This window comes from Streptomyces niger (genome assembly GCF_000718305.1).
GTDB lineage: Bacteria > Actinomycetota > Actinomycetes > Streptomycetales > Streptomycetaceae > Streptomyces > Streptomyces niger.
On record NZ_JOFQ01000011.1, the window covers coordinates 315,096 to 335,721 of the forward strand.

Annotated in this window: 18 protein-coding genes, 2 tRNA genes and 1 pseudogene; 6 read left to right on the plus strand and 15 right to left on the minus strand. The window is 72.3% G+C overall.

Going from position 1 to position 20,626, the window contains the following annotated elements; all coding sequences use genetic code 11:
- Positions 1 to 92: 92 nt before the first annotated feature.
- Positions 93 to 852: pseudogene (locus IF20_RS22330) on the plus strand (IclR family transcriptional regulator).
- A gap of 107 nt (positions 853 to 959) precedes the next feature.
- Positions 960 to 1,033 (plus strand) — tRNA-Lys (locus IF20_RS22335).
- Here IF20_RS22335 and IF20_RS22340 read toward each other — a convergent pair.
- The 4 genes from IF20_RS22340 to IF20_RS22355 all read right to left on the minus strand — a co-directional run bounded on the left by IF20_RS22340 (position 999) and on the right by IF20_RS22355 (position 5,050).
- On the minus strand, positions 999 to 1,547 hold the full coding sequence (locus tag IF20_RS22340; RefSeq protein WP_052867169.1) for a lytic polysaccharide monooxygenase: 549 nt from the start codon (positions 1,545 to 1,547) through the stop codon (positions 999 to 1,001). The genes IF20_RS22335 and IF20_RS22340 overlap by 35 nt on opposite strands.
- Before the next feature lie 144 nt (positions 1,548 to 1,691).
- On the minus strand, positions 1,692 to 2,108 hold the full coding sequence (locus tag IF20_RS22345) for an SsgA family sporulation/cell division regulator (protein ID WP_234426768.1): 417 nt from the start codon (positions 2,106 to 2,108) through the stop codon (positions 1,692 to 1,694).
- Positions 2,109 to 2,117: 9 nt separating this feature from the next.
- On the minus strand, positions 2,118 to 3,710 hold the full coding sequence (locus IF20_RS22350) for an SPFH domain-containing protein (RefSeq protein ID WP_052867028.1): 1,593 nt from the start codon (positions 3,708 to 3,710) through the stop codon (positions 2,118 to 2,120).
- Between the two features lie 11 nt (positions 3,711 to 3,721).
- A complete protein-coding gene (locus IF20_RS22355) occupies positions 3,722 to 5,050 on the minus strand; it encodes a peptidoglycan-binding protein (RefSeq protein ID WP_052867029.1) in 1,329 nt (442 codons plus the stop codon).
- Between the two features lie 317 nt (positions 5,051 to 5,367).
- Between IF20_RS22355 and IF20_RS22360 the strand changes: the two genes are divergently transcribed.
- The 4 genes from IF20_RS22360 (at position 5,368) to glxA (ending at position 10,490) form a co-directional block, all read left to right on the plus strand.
- Positions 5,368 to 5,441, plus strand: a tRNA-Lys gene (locus tag IF20_RS22360).
- A gap of 109 nt (positions 5,442 to 5,550) precedes the next feature.
- Complete coding sequence (locus IF20_RS22365) at positions 5,551 to 6,231, plus strand: FadR/GntR family transcriptional regulator (RefSeq protein ID WP_052867030.1); 681 nt, start codon at positions 5,551 to 5,553, stop codon at positions 6,229 to 6,231.
- 402 nt (positions 6,232 to 6,633) lie between these two features.
- Positions 6,634 to 8,541 (plus strand): glycosyltransferase family 2 protein, encoded by a 1,908-nt coding sequence (locus IF20_RS22370; protein ID WP_052867031.1) that lies wholly within the window; start codon positions 6,634 to 6,636, stop codon positions 8,539 to 8,541.
- A complete protein-coding gene (glxA, locus tag IF20_RS22375; RefSeq protein ID WP_052867032.1) occupies positions 8,538 to 10,490 on the plus strand; it encodes a radical copper oxidase GlxA in 1,953 nt (650 codons plus the stop codon). The genes IF20_RS22370 and glxA overlap by 4 nt, the downstream gene beginning before the upstream one ends.
- 67 nt (positions 10,491 to 10,557) lie before the next feature.
- On the opposite strand, the gene IF20_RS22380 is transcribed toward glxA, so the two are convergent.
- The 11 genes from IF20_RS22380 to IF20_RS22430 form a co-directional block, all read right to left on the minus strand.
- Positions 10,558 to 11,622: a glycoside hydrolase family 6 protein gene (locus IF20_RS22380; RefSeq protein WP_052867033.1), complete on the minus strand. Its 1,065-nt coding sequence runs from the start codon at positions 11,620 to 11,622 to the stop codon at positions 10,558 to 10,560.
- Positions 11,623 to 11,949: 327 nt separating this feature from the next.
- Positions 11,950 to 12,585, minus strand: a complete 636-nt coding sequence (locus tag IF20_RS22385; RefSeq protein ID WP_052867171.1) for a class F sortase — start codon at positions 12,583 to 12,585, stop codon at positions 11,950 to 11,952.
- On the minus strand, positions 12,575 to 12,895 hold the full coding sequence (locus IF20_RS22390; RefSeq protein WP_052867034.1) for a hypothetical protein: 321 nt from the start codon (positions 12,893 to 12,895) through the stop codon (positions 12,575 to 12,577). Before IF20_RS22390 ends, IF20_RS22385 begins: the two co-directional genes overlap by 11 nt.
- Before the next feature lie 118 nt (positions 12,896 to 13,013).
- On the minus strand, positions 13,014 to 13,793 hold the full coding sequence (locus IF20_RS22395; protein ID WP_052867035.1) for an HAD-IIA family hydrolase: 780 nt from the start codon (positions 13,791 to 13,793) through the stop codon (positions 13,014 to 13,016).
- Positions 13,794 to 13,939: 146 nt separating this feature from the next.
- Positions 13,940 to 15,007 (minus strand): 2-aminoethylphosphonate ABC transporter substrate-binding protein, encoded by a 1,068-nt coding sequence (locus IF20_RS22400; protein WP_052867036.1) that lies wholly within the window; start codon positions 15,005 to 15,007, stop codon positions 13,940 to 13,942.
- Positions 15,008 to 15,041: 34 nt separating this feature from the next.
- Positions 15,042 to 15,839 carry an ABC transporter permease gene (locus IF20_RS22405; RefSeq protein WP_052867037.1) on the minus strand — a complete coding sequence of 266 codons (798 nt, stop codon included), beginning with the start codon at positions 15,837 to 15,839 and terminating at the stop codon, positions 15,042 to 15,044.
- Complete coding sequence (locus IF20_RS22410) at positions 15,820 to 16,728, minus strand: 2-aminoethylphosphonate ABC transporter permease subunit (protein WP_052867038.1); 909 nt, start codon at positions 16,726 to 16,728, stop codon at positions 15,820 to 15,822. Before IF20_RS22410 ends, IF20_RS22405 begins: the two co-directional genes overlap by 20 nt.
- Positions 16,721 to 17,830 (minus strand): ABC transporter ATP-binding protein, encoded by a 1,110-nt coding sequence (locus IF20_RS22415; RefSeq protein WP_052867039.1) that lies wholly within the window; start codon positions 17,828 to 17,830, stop codon positions 16,721 to 16,723. Before IF20_RS22415 ends, IF20_RS22410 begins: the two co-directional genes overlap by 8 nt.
- Positions 17,814 to 18,536, minus strand: coding sequence for a phosphonatase-like hydrolase (locus IF20_RS22420; RefSeq protein WP_407702540.1), 723 nt, complete (start codon positions 18,534 to 18,536; stop codon positions 17,814 to 17,816). Before IF20_RS22420 ends, IF20_RS22415 begins: the two co-directional genes overlap by 17 nt.
- A gap of 5 nt (positions 18,537 to 18,541) precedes the next feature.
- On the minus strand, positions 18,542 to 19,666 hold the full coding sequence (locus tag IF20_RS22425; RefSeq protein WP_052867041.1) for a TIGR03364 family FAD-dependent oxidoreductase: 1,125 nt from the start codon (positions 19,664 to 19,666) through the stop codon (positions 18,542 to 18,544).
- Positions 19,667 to 19,859: 193 nt separating this feature from the next.
- Positions 19,860 to 20,624, minus strand: a complete 765-nt coding sequence (locus tag IF20_RS22430) for a GntR family transcriptional regulator (protein WP_052867042.1) — start codon at positions 20,622 to 20,624, stop codon at positions 19,860 to 19,862.
- Positions 20,625 to 20,626 lie beyond the last annotated feature (2 nt).

Genomic DNA, 20,626 nt, shown 5'->3' on the forward strand with positions numbered 1-20,626 from the left:
CCCGCCACCCGGTAAGGCCGCGCGATGCATGCTGTCCGTGACGGGCGGCGACGGTGACGATGCAAACGGTCACAACCTGCTAGGGGGACACCGTGGCGCCGACGTACGAGCCCACCGCGCCTTACCACTCGGTGCGCTACGCGCTCCGCGTTCTCGAAACGGTTTCCCGGCACGCCACCGGCGCGACCGACACCCAGATCGCGCGCGAGACCGGCCTGCCCGCTGCCCACCTCACCCACATGCTGGCGATGCTGCGCCGCGAGGGCTATGTGAAGCAGCTGTCCGACGGCGCATACGTGGTCGGCGAGTCGCTGACCCTGCTGGGCGGTGGCGTCGGCCGGGCCCAGGCGCTCAACGACAAGCTACCAGAGCTCCCTGGACGAGCTGCGCGACTCCGTCGGCGCCGCGGTCTACATCAGCCGGTACATCGACGGCGAGGTGCGCATCCTGCACTACGCCGACGGCCCGCAGGCCCCCAAGGTCAACGAGTGGGCGGAGTTCCACCGCACGGCGCACGCGAGCGCGATGGGCAAGTGCCTGCTCGCCCAGCTCGACCACGACGGCCGGCGGGACCACCTCTCCCGGCACAAGACCGCCCGGCTCACCTCCCGGACGATCACCAACGAGAAGGTGCTCTTCCACAAGCTCGACAGCCAGCCGGCCTCCGTCCCCGTCCTGGACCTCCAGGAGTACGCCGTCGGCACGGTCTGCGCGGCCGTCCCGATCACCGCCGGGGCGACGGTGGGCTGCCTCGCGCTGTCGATGCCGCTGGAGCACGCCCACCGGCTGCGCAAGGCCGCCGACACCCTGAACCGCAGGGCGGCCCCGGTCCTGCTGTCGCTGGCGATCTGACCGGCCGAGCCGGCCGCGCCGGGCCGCCGGCCGGCCCCCGCGGTGTGGCCGGGGCCACATGGTCGGAAGCACCCCGGAAGACCAGGTAGTATTTACTTCGTCAGCAGGCGCCGCTAGCTCAGTTGGTTAGAGCAGCTGACTCTTAATCAGCGGGTCCGGGGTTCGAGTCCCTGGCGGCGCACAGACAAGGCGAAGGCGGGGACGGTGCCCTGCTGGCTCCAGACCTCCGGCGGCTGCTTGCCGCCCATCGGCACGGTCATGAAGGGCTGCGACTCCAGGGCCGCGCGGGTGAGCGGCTTGCTCGGGTCCCAGCCCTGCTTGGTGATGTAGTACCGGAAGTCCGTGGTGGCGTGCCGGGCGGTCATCTTCCAGCTGAAGTTGAAGCCCTGGCCGGCCTTGAGGTTCGCGGCGGGCCACTTGCCGCCACGCGGGTCGTCGAGCTCCGCGAAGCCGGAGTTGCCGCCGGCACAGATCTTGCCGTCGGCGGGGCCCGCCGCCGGGAAGCCCTTGGGGCCCTCGACGCTCTGCGGCTCGTACTGGATGGCGCCGCAGTTCTTGACGGTGCCGGCGGCGCACAGCGACTGGCGGCTCGGGGGCTGGGTGCCGTACCCGTGGCTGGAGGCGCTGCCGGTGGCGAGCAGGGAGGCGCCGGCTATGCCGAGCGTGACCACGGCGACGCTGATCTTCTTACGCATGCTTCGCTCCTGAACGAGGGGGTGTTCCATGAGCCGTGCATTTGGTCTAGACCAAGCCGCAGCGTAATGAGGGCCGTTGCAGTTGTCCAGACCAATTGCCGACCGCTCGTCACCCCTGCCCCACCCCCCGTTCAGCCGGAGGTATCAGTTCCGTTCCGCGAAGAGCCGCGCCAGGTGGGTGTCCAGATCCAGGTGCCCGCTCTCCTGCCCGGGCGGCACCACCTCCGCCGTCGCCCGTATCCAGGCCGCCAGATCCGTGGCCTCGGCCGTCAGCGCGCACGCACTGCCCTCGGCCCGCAGTTCGAGGTGGACCCGGCGGAGCCCGACCGCATCCCGGAAGGGCCGCATCCGCACGTTCCCCTCCCCCGCCGGGCCGCCCAGCCCGGCGAGCAGCAGCTCCCGCGAGAACACCCAGGTCGTGACCGTACGGCCCTGGCTGACGAAGGCGACCCTGACCTCGTACGGGCGGTCACTGCGGTAGCTGAACCGGCCCGCCACCGGAACGGCGGTGTCCGGACCGAGCAGCAGCTGCAGTTCGAGGGTGCGGGTCGTGGCGGCCACCACGGCGCCTCACTCCTGCGCCGCCGCGCTGCCGCGGGCGGTGTAGAACGCCACGGTCAGGTCCTTGACCAGCGCCTTGCGCTCGTAGTCGTCCAGCTCCACCAGCCCCCGGCTGGTGAGCCGCCCCACGGTGTCGTCCACCGCGTCCACCACCGAGGTCAGCACGGCGTCGCGGTGCCGGGCGTCGAGGGCCGCGACCTGCCGGCGGTGCATGGCCGCCGCCACCTCCGGCGCGTACTCGATGCGGGTGGGCTGCGCGGAGAACACCTCGATGCCCACCGGCCGGCAGTCCGCCGCGAGCTGCGCGGTCAGCGCGTCGCCCACCGCCTCCGCGTCCCAGACGCTGGCGGTGCCCTCCTGCGGTGACGGACCACCGGACGTGCCGGCCGGCGCGTCGGCGGCCAGCCGGCCGAGCACCCGCGCGGTCGCCGCCTCCACCTGTTCGCGCAGGTAGGTGACGTGATCGTCGACCTCGTACCGGGCCCGTGCCGCGTCCACGACCCGCCAGACCACCAGCACCACGGCCCGCAACCGCACCCCGCCCGCGTCCACCGCCGGCATCGGCTCGCTCCGCCAGTGCCGCAGCCGCACGTCGATCCGGCGGCGGCGCAGCACCGGGCTGATCCACACCAGGCCGGTCCGCCGGACGGTGCCGCGGTAGCGCCCGAAGAGGCTCAGCACCCAGGCGCTGCCGACCCGGCCGCGGGCCAGCCCGCCGAGCGCGAACGACACGGCCGCGCAGCCGGCCCCGAGCAGCGCCGCGTCGCGGAGCGACAGCGGGGAGCGAGCCCGCATCGGCAGCCGCAGCAGACGTTGTGCCTGCTCGGGCAGCATGCCGTGCCACCACAGCAGCGCCCCGCAGCAGACGGCCGCGGCCAGTCCGACGGCCAGCACGAGGCCGCCGGGCAGCGAAGGACCGCGCTGATCGGCGAGGTCCGGATCCTCCGCGGGCGCGCGGCGGCCGGCGACCGGTTCGGGCGCGGAGCGGCGGTCCGGTTCGTGGTCCGGTTCGTGGTCCGGTTCGTGGTCCGGTTCATGGTCCGGCGCGCGGTTCGGCCAGGTCACCGGCCAGGTGGGCGCGGCGGCCGGCGAGTCCACCCGGCTGCCGGCGTCGACCACGTCGAGCGCGTCGCTGAGAACCGCGCGCTCGACGGTGTCGAGCAGCTGCTCCTCGGCCGCCCCGACACCGGCCGTGGGCGGCAGGTCCGCCGGCCCCGGTTCCGGCGCGGGCTCCGGGCCGGGCTCCGGTTCCGGCCTCGGCACGGGCGCCGGGTCCGGCATCGGCTCCCCCTCGTCGGTCGCCCAGCCGGGGACCGGGGGCCGGGCGTCCTCGGGCACCGGGTGCCGGACCTCGGCACCGGCCGCATCCGCCGCCCACCCGTCGGCCGGGGTCGGTGCCGGGGCCGGGGACGCCGAGAGCGCCGAGGAGGCCGAGGACGCAGCGCCCGACGGGACGCCGAACTCGTCCACGAAGGGCAGCCCCGTGTCGGGATCCATCAGGGGGACCAACCGCGGCGCCGCACCGTACACCCGTCCCGCGCTGTCGGTCGGCTGCGCCGGGTACCCGGTCTCCGGACGTCCGCTGTCCGTTCTACCTGCCATGAAGTGCTCCGTCATCGGAAGAGTCGCCGCCAGGTCTCGGGGCCCGGATAGCCGTCGGCTTCCCGGCCGCGCCAGCCCTGCGCGCGCTGGAACGCCTCGACGTTCCGCCGGTCCGCCTCGGTCCAGCGCGGGCCGGGGCCGGAGAGGTAGTGCTCGCCGTAGCCCTTCTTCACGAGCTGCCGGCCGAGCTGGGTGACGTGCGTACCGGCCGCGCCGGGCCGGAAGTGCCGGGCGCCGGGGAAACCGCCGCTCTCGGTGCCGGCGGCCGCACCGCGGATGTCCCGGCCCTTGCCGCCGATCAGGTACGCCCAGGTATCAGGCCCGGGAATGCCGTCGGCCGCCGCGCCGCGCCAGCCCTGGGCGCGTTGGAAGGCCCGGGTGGCGTCGCGGTCCGCCACGGTCCAGCGCGGGCCCGGTCCGGACCGGTAGAAGCCGCTGCCGCCGCGGGCGACCAGCAGCTTCCCGAGCCGGGTCACCCAGGAGTTGTCGGCCCCCGGGCCGAAGTGCGCGAGCCCGGGGAACGCGCCCGGCACCCCTTCCGGGAGACCGGTGTCGGGCAGCCCGCCGCCGGTCAGGCCCCGGTAGCGGTAGGGCACGTACTTGGTGGCGTTGCTCCAGTAGGCATAGGGCGTGACCCGCTTCCGGGCGTGCCCCGGCGCCAGCTCGTAGGCGACGTACTTGGTGTGCGCGGCGTTCGCCCAGCCGCCGAAGATCGTCACGTGCGAGCCGACCGAGGGGTTGGTCGTGTTGTGGTACAGCAGGATGTCGCCGGGCGCGAGCTCGTCCTTCGTTATCCGTACGGCGTACCGGCCGAGCGATCCGGTCCACTGGCTGCTGCCCAGCCCCCAGGCCATCGAGACGAAGCCCGAGCAGTCCGCGCGGTAGCCGTCGGACCAGTGGCCGTTCATGTTGTACGGCACCCGCGCCGCGATCCAGGTCTTCGCCCGCGCGATGATCTCCGCGCGCGTGGTGTGGCGGAGCTCCGCCACCGGCCGGGCCCGCCCGCTGCCCGTGCCGCCGTACAACCCGCTGACCTGCCCCTGCGGCGCCGTCGCCGGCTCGGCGTCGACGGCCGGGCGGGTGGCGGGGCCGGCGTCGACGGCCGGGCGAGTGGTGGGGCCGGCGTCGGGCAGTGCGTCGGCGGTCAGGCCGTCGGCGGCCGGGGTGGCGAGGACCGTGCCGGCCGCCGCGGCCAGCACCAGGGCGCGGCGCGCGCCGTGCGCGGCGGGGTGACCGCCGTCCCTGAGCCGGCTGTGCGCGAGGGTGCGCCGCTCCTGGGCGCAGCCCGCGCAGGGGCAGTCGTCCGCGGGCTCGAATTCGACGAACAACGGCACCGTCATGTCCGTTCCCCTTCCGGCCGCTTCTTCCTCATAGGCCTCACACCGGCACAGCTTCTCAACTACCGGCACATACCGCATGTTGACGGGGCAACTGCTGACCATGCACGCGGAACCCCCTTTACTCGCACAAAAACCGGCGAACCGCCGGGCGGACGTGCGCCGGGACGGCGGGGCGGTGAACGCGACACGCGGAGGAAAAGCCGGACCGCCCGGATTCCGGCAGGAGTGTCACACCTCACACGTTCGGCGGGGCGCCGGAGCGGCTTCCGCGGTCCGGAGCACCCTTGGAGTTCGTGTAGAGTTTTCCAGGTCAGCGCGCGCCGCTAGCTCAGTTGGTTAGAGCAGCTGACTCTTAATCAGCGGGTCCGGGGTTCGAGTCCCTGGCGGCGCACGTAGGGTCAAGGCCCCCTCGTCACGACGAGGGGGCCTTGGTCGTTTCTTACCGGCACTTTGCGCGGGAGTGCTGGTCAAAAGGGTGGGCCGGGGTGCAGAGTCACGGGATGGCGAGGGACATCCAGGAGCGCATCAAGAGGCTGATCATCGACCGGCGGCTGCCGTCCGGCGCTCCCCTGCCGACCGAGCCGGAGCTGATGGAGCTGCTCGGGGTCAGCCGGAACTCCGTGCGCGAGGCGCTGAAGGCGTTGCAGGCGATGGGCATCGTGGAGATCCGGCACGGCTTCGGCACCTACGTCGGGCCGATGTCGATGGCCCCGATGATCGAGGGCCTGACCTTCCGCACGGTGGCCGGGCACTACCGCGGCGAGGACAGCCTGCTGCAGCTGCTGGAGCTGCGTGAGGCGGTGGAAACCGGACTGATCGCGCGGCTGGCGGGACGGGTGCCGGAGACGGACCTGGCCGAGCTGGACGCGATCGTGGCACGGATGCGGACGGAGGCGGCGGCCGGCGGCGTCCGCGCCGAGACCGACCGGGCATTCCACGCCACTCTCCATCGCGGCCTGGACAATCTTCTGCTCAGCGAGGTGCTGGAGGCGTTCTGGGACGCCTTCCACCGGGTGCGTACCGACCTCGTCCCGGCGCTCGCCGACCCGGAGACCACGGTGCGCCAGCACGAGGAGATCGTGGCGGCGGTGCGGGAGGGCGACGGGCCCCGCGCGGAGCGGGCCGTCCGCCACCACTTCGACAACATCCGCCACAGGCTGCGCAGTTCGGGCGACCGCTGACGCCTGCACCCGGCGGGTCGCCCCTCCCCCCAAAGGGGAGGGCGCACGTAACTGCCGCACACCACTCCGAGTCCACCCATACACCCACACGTTCCGTAAGCCCCCCATTCCGCCCTTGCGATCATGAAGGCCGGTTAGGGACCCTGACGTGGCGGATGGGTCGAAGATGGCCTTGACGCGCATGTGGGGGAAGGCCGTCGGCTGCGTTGAACGGGAAGTTGGGGAACTCCGCGCGCTGCCATGACGGCGAGGCAGTACCGGGCAACCGGAAGGCGAGCGGCGCACGGTGGCGTGCGCGGGCGGCCGAGACCACGGCGCCCGAGCCGGTCAGGGGACGAGCGGCTCGGGCCGAGAAAGTACAGACGGACACGCAGCGAGCTCTGCGTGCGGGGGGATGGAGTCATGACGTCGTCGACGCCTACCGGCGCCCGGCAGGAACAGCAGTACGACCCGTCCGCGACGACGCGGTTACGTCTGCCGCGCCAGCACCGCAGGCGCCCGCAGCAGCCCGCGCCGCTGCCGCGCTACGACTACGAGCACTACAGCCGACTGGCCGGCCCGCTGACCAAGCCCGAGCCCGGCAAGCCGTACAAGGTCCGGTACCGCAGCCTCCTCGCCGACGAACCGCACCGCTTACGCGCCGCACTGTTACTGGGCGCCGCCCCGCTGGTCTCCCTCGGACTCCTCGCCTGGCTGCTGCAGCCGGCCCACTGGACCGAGCGGGACTATCCGCAGTTCGCCTTCCTCCCCGCCCTCGACGTGGTCATGCTCGTCTCGATCGGTCTGATCGAGTTCTTCCGCTGCATGAACGTCCTCTCCAACGCCCACGCCACCCTCGTCGCCCGTGATCCGATACCGGTCATACCCGAGAGCGGCACCCGCGTCGCCTTCCTCACCTCCTTCGTGCCCGGCAAGGAACCGCTGGAGATGGTCACGAAGACGCTGGAGGCCGCGGTCCGCGTGCGCCACCGGGGCCTGCTGCACGTCTGGCTGCTGGACGAGGGCGACGACCCCGCGGTCAGAGCCGTCTGCGCGAGACTCGGGGTGCACCACTTCACCCGGCACGGCATACCGGAGTGGAACCGCGCGAAGGGCCCGCACCGCGCAAGAACGAAGCACGGCAACTACAACGCCTGGCTCCAGGCGCACGGCGACGACTACGACTTCTTCGCCTCCGTCGACACCGACCACGTCCCCCTGCCGAACTACCTGGAGCGGATGCTCGGCTACTTCCGCGACGAGAACGTCGGCTTCGTCATCGGCCCCCAGGTCTACGGCAACTACGACACCTTCGTCACCAAGGCCGCCGAGTCGCAGCAGTTCCTCTTCCACGCGCTGATCCAGCGGGCCGGCAACCGCTACGGCGCCCCCATGTTCGTCGGCACCTCCAACGCGGTGCGCATCAAGGCCCTGCAGCAGATCGGCGGACTGTACGACTCGATCACCGAGGACATGGCCACCGGCTTCGAGATGCACCGCCACCGCAACCCCGCGACGGGCAAGAAGTGGCGTTCGGTCTACACCCCCGACGTGCTCGCCGTCGGCGAGGGCCCGACCGCCTGGACGGACTTCTTCACCCAGCAGCTGCGCTGGTCGCGAGGCACGTACGAAACGCTGCTCAAGCAGTTCTGGAAGGCGCCCTTCACGCTGTCCCCCGGCCGCCTCTTCAACTACACCATGATGGTCATCTTCTACCCGATGTCCGCGCTGAACTGGATACTCGCCGCCCTCAGCTGCGCGCTCTTCCTCGGGCTCGGCGCCTCCGGCGTGCAGATCGACCCGGCCGTGTGGATGATGCTCTACGGCAACGCCTCGGCGCTCCAGATCGGCCTGTACGTCTGGAATCGCCGGCACAACGTCTCCCCGCACGAGCCGGAGGGCTCCGGCGGCGTGGCCGGCATGCTGATGTCCGCGCTCTCCGCGCCGATCTACGCGCGCTCCCTCTTCGACGCGGCGCTGCGCCGCAAGAGCAAGTTCGTGGTGACCCCGAAGGGCGACTCCTCCAGCCCCGACACCCTCTTCGGGACCTTCCGGGTGCACCTCTTCTTCCTCGTCGTCTTCGGCGGTTCCCTGATCGCCTCCTTCTTCTTCGGCCACGCCCACCCGGCGATGATCGTCTGGGCCGTGCTGGCCCTGCTGGTCTGCTGCACCCCGATCGGCGTCTGGCGCTGGACCATGCGCCGGGACGCGCGCCGCCGCGAGCACCGTTCGGCCCCGCAGCCGCCCGCGCCACCACAGCCCGCGCCACCGGCCACCGATGACCAGATCGCGCAGACCGTGCAGATTCCCGTGGGGGGAACCAACCGATGAGATACCGACCGAGCCGCCGCACCCGCCGGTTGGGGATAGGCGCAGTGGTGGTGATCGCCCTGGCCGCGATGAACGGCCCGGCGGTGTACGGCTTCGCCTCGGAGCAGTACCACTCGTACAAGATCAATCAGCCGGAGTACAAGAAGCGGAACGGCCACTGGGACGTGGTCGACGTCCCCGACCGGTACAAGATCAACACCATTCACGCGGCCCTGCTGCACACCGGCAAGGTCCTGCTGGTCGCCGGCTCCGGCAACAACGCGGCGCACTTCAAGGCCAAGTCCTTCCGCACGGTCCTGTGGGACCCGGCGAAGAACACCTTCAAGAACATCGACACGCCCGCCGACCTCTTCTGCTCCGGCCACACCCAGCTCCCGGACGGCAAGCTGCTGGTCGCGGGCGGCACCCAGCGCTACGAGACCCTCAAGGGCGATGTGAAGAAGGCCGGCGGCCTGATGATCATCTACAACGAGGACCCGGACGGCCCGAAGACCTTCCCCGCCGGCACGCTCTTCACCGGCAAGGAGAACGGCAAGACGTTCGTCTCCAAGGACCCGGTCGTGGTGCCCCGCGCCAAGAAGGTCAAGGACAAGGCCACCGGGAAGGTACGGGTCGAGCACAGTGAGGGCCGGGTCTACGTCGAGGCCCGCAAGGACGGTCGCGAGTACGCCACCGGCGCCCAGGACAACTACCGCATCCACGGCCTGACCGGCGCGGACGCCCGGAACTTCTACGGCATCGCGCAGAAGCTGTCCTTCGACAAGAAGGACTTCCAGGGGATCAAGGACTCCTTCGAGTTCGACCCGGTCGCCGAGCGCTACCTCCGCGTCGACCCGATGAACGAGGCCCGCTGGTATCCGACGCTGACCTCCCTGGACGACGGCAAGGTCCTCTCCGTCTCCGGCCTCGACGACATCGGCCAGGTCGTCCCCGGCAAGAACGAGCTGTACGACCCGAAGACCAAGAAGTGGACCTACCTGACCGAGCAGCGGTTCTTCCCGACCTATCCGGCGCTGTTCCTCTCCGGCAAGGGCCAGGTCTTCTACACCGGCTCCAACGCCGGGTACGGCCCCGACAACAAGGGCCGCACGCCCGGCATCTGGGACCTGAAGAGCAACAGGTTCCGGGTGGTACCGGGGATGAGCGACCCGGACATCCTGGAGACCTCGATGTCCGTGCTGCTGCCGCCCGCGCAGGACCAGCGGTACATGGTCCTCGGCGGCGGCGGGGTCGGCGAGGACCCGCGTGCCACGGCCAGGACCCGGATCGCGGACCTGACGGACCCGAAGCCGCGCTTCCGCGACGGCCCGGACCTGTACGCGAAGGCCCGCTACCCGAGCAGCGTGATCATGCCGGACGACACCGTGCTGACCACCAACGGCTCCGGCGACTACCGCGGCCGCAGCGACTCCAACGTCCTCAAGGCCGAGCTGTACGACCCGGCGGCGAACAGCGCGCGCCCCGTCGCCGACCCGCTGGTCGGCCGGAACTACCACTCCGGCGCGCTGCTGCTCCCCGACGGCCGGGTGATGACCTTCGGCTCGGACTCGCTCTTCGCCGACAAGGACAACACCCGGCCCGGCGTCTTCCAGCAGCAGATCGACCTCTACACCCCGCCGTACCTCTTCCACGGGACGCGCCCCGAGCTCAAGGCCGCGGGCCCCACGACGGTGAAGCTGGGCGGCACGGCGACGTTCCGGTCGGCCCGCGGCGGGTCCGTCAAGAAGCTGCGGCTGATCCGGCCCGGCTCGTTCACCCATGTCACCAACGTCGAACAGCGCTCTGTGGCGCTGGACTTCACCACGAAGGGCGACACGGTGACCGCGACCCTGCCCAAGGACCCGTCCCTGGTCCCGCCCGGCTGGTACATGGTCATGGCCGTCGACGGGAAGGGCACGCCGTCCAAGGCGGTGTGGCTGAAGGTGCCCGCCGCCGAGAAGACCGGCTGACCGACGACGTACGAGGAGGGGGCGCCCCGCTGCGGGGCGCCCCCTCTTCACGTACCGGCCCGTCGCGTCACTGCTTGCTGTTGCGGGCCAGGACCAGCGCGTACGACGGCCACCACTTGCCCGCCTGCGGGCCGCCCTTGCACGTGCCGTCCGACTCGCCGGGACGCTTGATCCAGAGGTAGGCGTCCACCAGCCCGTCACCGGTCTTCGTGGTCGGCGGCTCGCCCAGCGCCCGGCCCGGCGGGTTGCACCAGTTCTCCGGGTCGTCGCCGCCGGGCGCCGGGCCGTTGCCGTTCCGGCTGGTGTCGATGACGAAGTGCTTGCCGCCCACCATCGCGGAGAGCTTGCGGCCGTACTTCTCGTTCTCCGCCGTGGTCTGGTAGTTGGAGATGTTCAGCGCGAAGCCGTCGGCCCGCTCGATGCCGGCCCGCTTCAAGGGCTCCACCATCCGCCCCGGGTCCTTGATCCAGTGCGGGTTGCCCGCGTCGAGGTAGACCTTGGTGTGCGGCAGCGCCTTGAGCTTGCCGACGGCCTCGGTCAGCAGCGCGTACCGCTCCTCGTGGAACTGCTCCGGGGTGCACTGGTCCTCGATGTGCGGCAGCGCGTCCGGCTCCAGGATCACCGTCGTCGACCGGTCGCCGATCCCCTTGATGACCCCGTCCAGCCAGGCCCGGTAGGCGTTGCCGTCGGCGGCGCCGCCCTTGGAGTAGCTGCCGCAGTCGCGGTGCGGGATGTTGTAGAGCACCAGCAGCGCGTCGCGCTTCGCCTTCGCCGCCGCCTCGGTGAAGCCGCGCGCCTCGCCCTGCGGGTCGTCGACGCCGATCCACTCGGCGACGGGCTGGGTCGCGATGCGGTCGATCAGCTTCGCGTCGTCCTGCTTGCCGTCCTTGCGGTACGCGGCGGCCTGCCGGGCGGCCCTGCCGTCCGGGTTCACCCAGTACGGCACCATGGCTCGGGGGCGCTGGCCCGGCGGCCCCGCGCCCTCGTCGGAGCCGTCGGACGAGGAGCATCCCGCCAGGCCACCGGCCGCCAGCAGCAGGGCCGCCAACACCGGTACGGAAACGCCTCGTCCGCCGCGGTCACCGCGCCGTCCGCTCGAAGTCCCCCCGGACCCGGGTACAACGCCGTACATCCACTCCCCCCTCGGAGCACGGAACTTGGCCGGTCGCGGCAATCCTGGCACATGCGCAGGGTGCGGCGACGGCGAGTGGGTATCCTGTTACGGTCCGCTTCCGCCGCCCTCTGTACGAGGGCCGCGCGGCCGTTCTACAGTGTGGTTCTGGCCCCGGCCCCCGGCCTGGAACGCGCGCTTCATGGCGCCTCCCGCCGGCGGCAGGGCAACTCCCGCAGTCCTGAATCGCGGCGGTCGAGGACCGGTCGGCCGGTGGTTCAGGGGGGAGCGAACCGCCGGCCGGGCCGGGCGATCCGCTGATCCCTCTGCGCACGTCGCTCACCTCTTTCAGGGCCCGCTGACGCCGGTCAGATACGCGAGGACCACGGTGCGCTCCCGGCCCTCGTCGACGAGGCGGAGTTCGGCGCGGCCGCGCTCGTGCGCCCCGTGGACGCGCCGGGCGTCGAACCGGCCGGCCGGCCGCGCCCGTACGTCCGCCACGGTGAACTCCGCGATGGAGCCGTCCGATCGGGCCACCCGTACGGTCTCGCCCGCGTGCAGGCCGGCCAGTCCGGCGAAGGGGCCGCGGCCGGGCCCCGTGTCGCCGCGGCCGGTCAGTACCGCCACTCCCGGGCGGCCCGGCTGCGGTCCGGAGGCGTCCCAGACCACGTCGCCCGGCCGATGGCCCGGTGGGCCGCCGCCGGCGGTTTCCGCGCCGCCCGGGACGACCTCCGCGTGGACCGTGCCCAGCGCGTCGATGCCCAGCGCGGTGGGCCGGGCGGCGGGCAGCGGGTCGATCGCCCGGGGAAGTTCCTGGAGGAGCGGGCGGCCCACCGCGGCGACGTCCCCGGTGGTGGCGGCCGACAGCTGCCCCTCGGCCGGGCCGCGGCCCCACACCCACAGCCCGAGCAGCAGCACCGCCCAGGCCACACCGGTCAGCAGCCGGCCGTACCCGTCGGCGGCGGCCAGGGGCTCATTCGGCATCACCGCCACCCCGCTTCCGGAGCACGTGCACGATGCGGCCGATCACGACGAGGGCCACGCCGCCGGCCACCACGAGCCCGGCCGACCGGCCCGAGTTCATGCCGCCCTCGGACTTCCGGTCCGCCGTCGGCGGGAGGGGCCGGGTGGCGACCTGCGCGGCGGGCACCGCGGACCACGCCGCCACCCCCGCGGTGGCGGCGGCCGGGCCGGGCCGGGTGTCCGGGCGGTCCGCCGGCTGCGCGGTGCCGGCGAGCACCACGCACGCGGTGACGGCCGTGCACGTACTGACGGTGAATCGTGGTGGACTCATGGCAACCTCCGGGTACTACCGAAGGTCGCCCCGGCGCTCCCCACCCGCATCCGCAGCGCCCGAAGCCTGCGCCGTCGGGGTGAGCGGGGTCTTCCGTACGGGTGGCGCGGGCCGGCGGCTACACCAGCTGGACGAGGTCGGCGATGGAGTCCACGACGTGCGACGGCTTGAAGGGGTGCTTGTCGATGTCGCCGGGCCCGGTCAGGCCGGTGAGCACGAGGAAGGTCTCCATCCCGGCCTCCAGGCCGGCCAGCACGTCGGTGTCCATCCGGTCGCCGATCATGGCGGAGGTCTCGGAGTGCGCGCCGATGGCGTTCAGGCCATGCCGCATCATCAGCGGGTTGGGCTTGCCGACGAAGTACGGCGCGCGGCCGGTCGCCTTGGTGATCAGCGCGGCCACCGAGCCGGTCGCGGGCAGCGGGCCCTCGTTGGACGGGCCGGTCTCGTCGGGGTTGGTGGCGATGAAGGCCGCGCCGTTGTTGATGAGCCGGATGGCCTTGGTGATGGCCTCGAAGCTGTAAGTGCGAGTTTCGCCGAGGACGACGTAGTCCGGCGAGTGGTCGGTGAGGATGTACCCGATGTCGTGCAGGGCCGTGGTCAGCCCGGCCTCGCCGATCACGTACGCGGTGCCGTTCGGCCGCTGGCTGTCCATGAACTTCGCGGTGGCCAGCGCCGAGGTCCAGATCGACTCGTACGGCACTTCGAGGCCGATGCGGGCGAGCCGGGCCTGGAGGTCGCGCGGGGTGTAGATGGAGTTGTTGGTGAGCACGAGGAACGGCTTGCCCGATTCCCGCAGCCGCTTGATGAAGGCGTCGGCGCCGGGGACCGGCACACCTTCGTGCATCAGCACACCGTCCATGTCGGTGAGCCATGACTCGATCGGCTTGCGCTCTGCCACTGCCGGACTCCTGCCGTACGGGGAACTGCTGCCTGACTACCGAGGGCGCCGGCCGTCGCCGCACGTCTCACGCGAAACGTACGTACGACCGACGCCCACAGCCTAAGTCAGCCGGTGGCGGACTCCACCCCCCACGCAGCGCGTGCTCAGCTGCCGGTGGCCGTCTTCCAGGCGTCGAGGTAGGTGTCGAGGTTCCTGTCGATGTCCTGCCAGTCCGGCTCGAAGATCTCGACGCCCTTCATGATGTCCGCGAGCTTACGGGCGTTCTCGTCGGTGGCCTTGACGTCCTTGCGGGCCGCGAAGCCGCCGCCGACCGCGGAGACCTCCCGCTGGACCTCCGGGCTCAGCAGGTGGTCCAGGAACTTCTTGCCGTTCTCGGTGTGCGGAGCGTTCTTGACCAGCCCGGCGGCGTACGGCAGCGCGAAGGTCGAAGGCTTGCCGCCCTTCTCGGCCGCCGGGAAGAAGATGCCCTGGTCCGGCATCGACTTCATGTTGGCGAAGTTCATCTGCACGTCGCCGTTGGCGACCAGCAGTTCGCCCTTGGCGGTCTTGGGGGCGAGCTGACCGGTGGAGGAGGACGGGCCGACGTTGTTGGCCTGGAGCTTCTTGAAGTAGTCCATGGCCGGGTCGGTGCCGCCCAGGTCGTGCACGGCCTTGATGACGACGGCGGTGCCGTCCCCGGCCACGCCCGGCGTGGAGTACTGGAGCCTGTTCCGGTACCTGGCGTCCAGCAGGTCGTGCCAGCTCTTCGGGGCTTCCTTGAGCTGCTTCTTGTTGTAGATGAAGCAGAAGTAGTTCTTGACGACCGAGGTCCACTTGCCGTCCGGGTCCCGGTCGGCGGCGGCGACCTGGTCGTAGCCCTTGGGCTCGTACTTCTGGAGCAGGCCCTTGCCGTCCGCCTGCTGGATGAAGGGCGGCAGGGTGACGACCACGTCCGCCTGGGTGTTCATCTTCTCGCGGGCGAGCCGCTGCACGGCCGCGCCGGAGCCCGCCTCCACGTAGTTGACCTTGATGCCGGTCTTCTTCTCGAAGTCCTTGAAGACCTTGTCGTAGAAGCCGTCGCCCTTCTCGCCCTTGAGGCCGTCGGCGCTGTAGACGGTGACTTCCTTGGCGTTCGGGTCGGCGGCGGCTCCGCCGCAGGCGGTCAGTCCGGCACCGAGCGCCAGGACGGAGACGGTCGCGGCGACCGGCTTGAGGTACGGGTGGCTGCGCATGGCGGGTCGTGGCTCCTCGGAGGAAGGGTGCGCGTCAGCGGTAGGAGGCTCTGGTACGGATGCGGGAGACGCCGAAGAGCACGATCAGCGTCGCGGCCATCAGGACCACCGCGAGGGCCGCGCCGCTGAAGAGGGCGCCCCGGTCGGTGGTGGCGAAGATCTGGACCGGCAGCGGCAGCCAGTCGGGCGGGTAGAGCATCATCGTGGCGCTCAGCTCGCCCATGGACAGCGCGAAGCAGAGCCCGGTGGCCGCCGTCAGCGAGGGCAGCAGCAGCGGCAGCTTCACCCGCCGCAGGACGTACGCCGGGCGGGCCCCGAGGGCCGCGGCGCTCTGCTCGTACGCGGGGTCCAGCCGGTCCAGCGCCGCGCTCACCGACTGGTGCGCGAAGGCCGTGACCAGCACGGTATGGGCGATGACGACGATCTGCCGGGTGCCGTTGAGCAGCAGCGGCGGCTGCGAGAAGGCGACCAGCAGGGAGAGGCCGACGGCGACGGAGGGCACCGCGACCGGCAGCATGAACAGCGTGTCGATCACCTTCTTGCCGCGGCCGCCCAGGCGCTGCGCGGCCAGCGCCGCCCAGGTCCCGGCGGTCAGCGCCAGCAGGCTCGCGGCCAGCGCGGTCAGCGCGCTGGTGACCAGCGCGTCCAGCGAGTCGCCCCGGGCGATGTCCTGGTAGTGCGTCAGCGTCGGCCCCGAGGGCAGCGCGCCGCTCCAGGTGGTGGCGAAGGACGCGGCCAGGATGACGGCGAACGGCAGCGCGAAGAGCGGGAGGAGGAGGAGCAGGAAGCCGGCCCATACGGCCGCGCGGGCCTTACTGCTGTGTACGAGCACGGGGCGCTCCTCCCTTGCGTCCGGTGCGGGCCACCAGCGCGCGGTAGCCGGCGTACAGCGCCACGGACAGCGCGATGTTGACGACCGCGACGACGCACGCGCCGGTGTAGTCGCCGTCGAGGATGGCCTTGGTGTAGACGAGGACCGGCAGCGTGACGACGTCCTTGGCGCCGGTGAAGAGCACGATCCCGAACTCGTTCAGGCACATGACCAGGACGAGCGCGCCGCCCGCTGCCAGCGAGGGCAGCGCCTCGGGCAGGATCACCGTGCGGACGATCCGCCACGGCCGGGCGCCGAGCGACGCGGCGGCCTCCAGCTGCCCGGTCTCCACCTGGGAGAACGCGGCCAGCAGCGGGCGCATCACGAACGGCGTGAAGTACGTGATCTCCGCCAGCAGCACGCCCCAGGGCGTGTGCAGGAAGTCGAGCGGGCCGCTCGCCGCGCCGGTCGCCGCGGTCCACACCCCGTTGGCCACGCCCGTCGTCCCGTAGACGAACAGCAGGGCCAGGGTGATCAGGAAGGACGGGAAGGCCAGGAAGATGTCGATGAACCGGCCGAGCGCCCGCGCGCCGGGGAACGGCACGAAGGCGACGACCAGCGCGAGGGCGAAGCCGAGCGCCAGGCAGCCGGCGGTCGCACCGGCCGCGATGAACACGGTGTTGACCAGCGCGTCCTGGAACGACGCCGCGGCCAGCACCTCCGCGTACGCGGCCGTCGCGGGCCCGCCCTCGTCCGGTGTGAACGACTGCCGGACCAGCAGGACGAGCGGGTGGAGGAAGACCAGTCCGAGCGCGGCGACGGGCGGCAGCGCCCACAGGAAGCGCGGGAGGGTACGGGCCCGCGGCGCGCGCGGGACGCCGAGGCGCGCCCGCTGGGTCACGCTAGCCATCGGCACCCGCCTCCGCGGGAAGGAGGACGCCGTCCTCGGGCGCGAAGTGCAGCGTCACCTCATCACCCACCGCGGGCGCCGTCCGGAGCTCGCGCTCGTCGGCCATGACCCGGTGCCCTGCGACCTCGACGTACAGCCGGTGGGTGGCGCCGCGCCACTGGAGTTCGGCGAGCCGGCCGCGCAGCGCGTTCGGCCCCTCCCCCAGCCCGACCAGGTGCGGCCGTACGCACAGGGTGGCCGCCGCGCCGGGGGCCACGCCCTCCGTGCCGCGCACCGCCAGCTCGCGGTTCCCGAAGGTCACGGTGGCGTCGCCGGGCCCGGCCGTGACCGGCAGCAGGTTGGCGTTGCCCACGAAGGAGGCGGTGAACTCGGTGCGCGGCGCCCGGTACAGCTCGCGCGGCGTACCGCAGTCCCGCAGTCGCGCCCGGTCCATGACCGCGATCCGGTCGGCGAGGGTGAGCGCCTCGACCTGGTCGTGGGTGACGTACAGGATCGACACGTCGGGCAGTTCGCGGTGGAGCCGGGCCAGTTCGGCGAGCATGCCGGAGCGCAGCTGCGCGTCCAGCGCGGAGAGCGGCTCGTCCAGGAGGAGCACACCGGGGCGGATGGCCAGCGCGCGGGCGATGGCGACGCGCTGCTGCTGGCCGCCGGAGAGTTCGCGCGGGTAGCGGCGGGCGTAGCCGGCCATGCCGGTCAGCTCCAACGCCTCGGTGACCCGCGGTTCGATCTCCGCGCGCGGCACTTTCCGCGCCTTCGGTCCGAAGGCCACGTTGTCGGCGACGCGCAGGTGCGGGAAGAGCGCGTAGCTCTGTACGACCATGCCGATGCCGCGCTTGTACGGCGGAAGCGCGGTGACGTCCCGGCCGCCGATCAGCACGCGCCCGGAGACGGGCGTCACGAATCCGGCGACGGCCCGCAGTGCGGTGGTCTTGCCGGAGCCGGAGGGGCCGAGCAGGGCCATCACCTCGCCGGGCTCGACGGTCAGGTCGAGGCCGTCCAGCACGGTGTGGTCGCCGTAGGCGACGGAGACGTGGTCGAAGCGGATGCCGGCGGCGGTCTTCGCCGCCACCGGTCCGACGGCCGTTTCAGGCGGGGCGGCCATCGCTCGTCACCCCCAGCAGGGTGGGCAGTTCGGCGACCGAGCCGAGGACGTGGGTGGCGCCCGCGGCCGTCAGCTGGTCCTTGTCGTGGGCGCCGGTGAGCACCCCGGCGACGACGGAGGCCCCGGCGCGGCGGCCGGAGAGCATGTCGTACGAGGTGTCGCCGGCGACCGCGACGCGCTGGACGGCGTCGGTGGCGCCGGTGCGCAGCAGCGCGGCGAGCACCAGGTCGGGGTACGGCCGGCCGCGCCCGCCCGCGTCGGCCGGGCAGAGGGTGAGCGGCACGAGGTCCTGCCAGCCGAGCGCGGCGAGGATCGCGTCCTGGGTGACCCGGGCGAACCCGGTGCTCAGGACCACGGTGAGCCCTGCGGCCTGCAGCGCCTCGACGGCCTCGCGGGCGCCGGGTACGGGCGCGACCAGCCCGCCGTCGACCAGCTCGCCGTACGCCTTCTCGAAGACGGCGTTGGCGCGCCGGGCGGCTTCCTCGGCCCCGAACAGCTGGCGGAAGACGGAGATCTTCGACTCGCCCATGGTGGCGCGCACGTGGGCGAGCTTCTCGGCGTGGTCGGGGGTGCCCGGCTCGACGCCGAGGTGGCGGGCCGCGGCGTCGAAGGCCTGCTCGACGAGGCCGCCGTCGGCGACGGTGGTGCCGGCCATGTCGAGCACGACCAGCTCGATGTCGTTCTTCTTCGTGGCGCTGCTGGTCAATTCCCTCACCATCCCAGTGCGTTCGCGGTCTTCTCGGCGATCGCCGGGGAGCAGGTCATGCCGCGCCCGCCGGGCCCGGTGACCAGCCACACGCCGTCGCTCGCCTGCTGCCGGTGCACGACCCGGCCGGTGTCGGTGCACTGCGCGTACACCCCGGCCCAGCGGTGCCGGATGCGCGGCAGCGGGCGGCCGAGGATCGACTCGACGACGCCGGTCAGGTGCTCGTAGGGCTCCTCGACGGTGTCGAAGGCGAACGGCGTCTCGTACTCGTGGGTGTCGCCGATGGTCAGCCCGCCGTCCGCGCGCTGCACCATCAGGAGCTGCATCTTGTGGGCTGCGGCGGTGGGCGCCTGCGCGTGCTCGGCGTTGAGCGCGTCCAGCGCCTCGCCGCCGTACGCCGGGTAGTAGCGGAAGCTGTCCGCGTCGGCGACGGAGGTGGTCAGCGGCTCGCCGAGCGGGTCGGTCTGCATCATCTGCAGCCGTACGCGGCGGACCGGGAGGTCCGGGATCAGCTCGCGGACCAGGCCGCTCAGCCAGGCGCCGGTGCACAGCACGACGGCGTCGCCGCGGTGCGTCCCACCGTGGTCGTCCCGTACGCCGCTGCCGTCGCCGAGGACGTCCCGGACCTCGCGCCCGCCGAGGTAGGTGTAGCGGCCGGTGGCGAGCAGCGCCTGCTTCAGCTCGCGCTGGGCGACGCGGGGTTCGACGGCGGCGTCCCGCTCGCACCACAGGGCGCCGAGGAAGTCGCCGCGGAGCGCGGGGTTGATCCCGCGGGCCTCCTCGGCGTCCAGCAGCTTGTAGCCGCGCGCGGCGGCGTCCGGGCGGCGGGCCGCGGCCTCGGCGACGGCCCGCTCGGCCTCGTTCTTCACGACGGTCAGCGAGCCGATCGCGCGGAAGCCGAGCCCCGGCACGCGGGCGCCGATCTCCTCCCACAGCGCGCGGGCGCGCAGGGCCGTGTCCAGCTCCTCGCCGCCCGCGCGGCCGCTGACCCAGATCTGCCCGAAGTTCCGTACGGAGGCGCCGCGGGCCTCGGCCTCCCGTTCGATGTGGACGACCTCGTGGCCGCGTTCGACCGCCTGCCAGGCGTGCATGGTCCCCAGCACGCCGGCTCCGACAACTATGACTCGCATGCCGGTGACGCTCGTCGCGCCGGGTGGCCGACTGCGGTCCGCGCGGCAACCAGCCGGTTAACGGGCCATCAAAGTTGGCCTAGACCCGTTATCTTCTCGTGATCTTAGAGGAACGACGGCCCTCGCCGCAGGGGTACTGGCCGGTGGCCGGCCGCCCCCTCGTGGTGGTTGCTCGCGCAGTTCCCCGCGCCCCTTACGGGGCGCCGCCGAGCCGCGTCGTGAACGAGAACCGGTCCCCGCGGAACAGCGTCCGCACCCGCTCCAGAGGGCGCCCGCCCACATCGCGGCTGATCCGATGGATCAGCAGCATCGGCAACGCCCCCGGCGTCCCGATCAACAACGCCTCCCGCGGCGTCGCCAGCACCGTTTCCAGCCGCTCGTCCGCGTCGCCGAAGCCGATGCCGAGCCGGTCGTGCAGGTAGCCGTAGAAGGAGGAGTCCGGCTCGAAGTCGGTGTCCAGCCGCGGCGCCCGCTCGACCGCCACGTACGTGCTCTCCAGCCCGACCCGCTCGTCATCCGCGAGCAGCACCCGCTCCATGTGCCAGACCGGCTCGCCGGCCGGCAGCCCGAGGTCCGCGGCGAGAGCCGCATTGCAGGGGAACCGGTCCAGCCCGATGAGGTGCCGCCCGGGACGGCGGCCCTGCTTGCGTACGCCCTCGGTGTAACTCGCCAGCGCCAGCGGCTGTTCGAGCTTGGGGCCGGCCACCACCGTGCCCCGGCCGAGCCGGCGGATCCGGCCTTCGAGGAGCAGGTCGCGCAGCGCCTGGCGCAGGGTCTCCCGCGACACTTCGAAGCGCAGGGCGAGTTCGCGCTCGGTCGGCAGCGTCTCACCCTCGCCCAGCTCCGCGAGCAGCTCGCCGATCCGGACCTTCGCCGCGTAGTACTTGGGGATGCGCCCGTGCTCGGGGATGCCGGCTCTGATCGGCGCGCCGGGCGCCTGGTCCTTCGGGTAGTCCACCG

What these genes read in the sequence shown, in the direction of transcription:
- IF20_RS22340 (WP_052867169.1), bottom strand. Translation starts at nt 1,547, where the DNA reads ATGCGTAAGAAGATCAGCGTCGCCGTGGTCACGCTCGGCATAGCCGGC.
- IF20_RS22350 (WP_052867028.1), bottom strand. Translation starts at nt 3,710, where the DNA reads ATGGCAGGTAGAACGGACAGCGGACGTCCGGAGACCGGGTACCCGGCG.
- IF20_RS22355 (WP_052867029.1), bottom strand. Translation starts at nt 5,050, where the DNA reads ATGACGGTGCCGTTGTTCGTCGAATTCGAGCCCGCGGACGACTGCCCC.
- IF20_RS22365 (WP_052867030.1), top strand. Translation starts at nt 5,551, where the DNA reads ATGGCGAGGGACATCCAGGAGCGCATCAAGAGGCTGATCATCGACCGG.
- IF20_RS22370 (WP_052867031.1), top strand. Translation starts at nt 6,634, where the DNA reads ATGACGTCGTCGACGCCTACCGGCGCCCGGCAGGAACAGCAGTACGAC.
- glxA (WP_052867032.1), top strand. Translation starts at nt 8,538, where the DNA reads ATGAGATACCGACCGAGCCGCCGCACCCGCCGGTTGGGGATAGGCGCA.
- IF20_RS22380 (WP_052867033.1), bottom strand. Translation starts at nt 11,622, where the DNA reads ATGTACGGCGTTGTACCCGGGTCCGGGGGGACTTCGAGCGGACGGCGC.
- IF20_RS22385 (WP_052867171.1), bottom strand. Translation starts at nt 12,585, where the DNA reads ATGCCGAATGAGCCCCTGGCCGCCGCCGACGGGTACGGCCGGCTGCTG.
- IF20_RS22390 (WP_052867034.1), bottom strand. Translation starts at nt 12,895, where the DNA reads ATGAGTCCACCACGATTCACCGTCAGTACGTGCACGGCCGTCACCGCG.
- IF20_RS22400 (WP_052867036.1), bottom strand. Translation starts at nt 15,007, where the DNA reads ATGCGCAGCCACCCGTACCTCAAGCCGGTCGCCGCGACCGTCTCCGTC.
- IF20_RS22410 (WP_052867038.1), bottom strand. Translation starts at nt 16,728, where the DNA reads ATGGCTAGCGTGACCCAGCGGGCGCGCCTCGGCGTCCCGCGCGCGCCG.
- IF20_RS22415 (WP_052867039.1), bottom strand. Translation starts at nt 17,830, where the DNA reads ATGGCCGCCCCGCCTGAAACGGCCGTCGGACCGGTGGCGGCGAAGACC.
- IF20_RS22425 (WP_052867041.1), bottom strand. Translation starts at nt 19,666, where the DNA reads ATGCGAGTCATAGTTGTCGGAGCCGGCGTGCTGGGGACCATGCACGCC.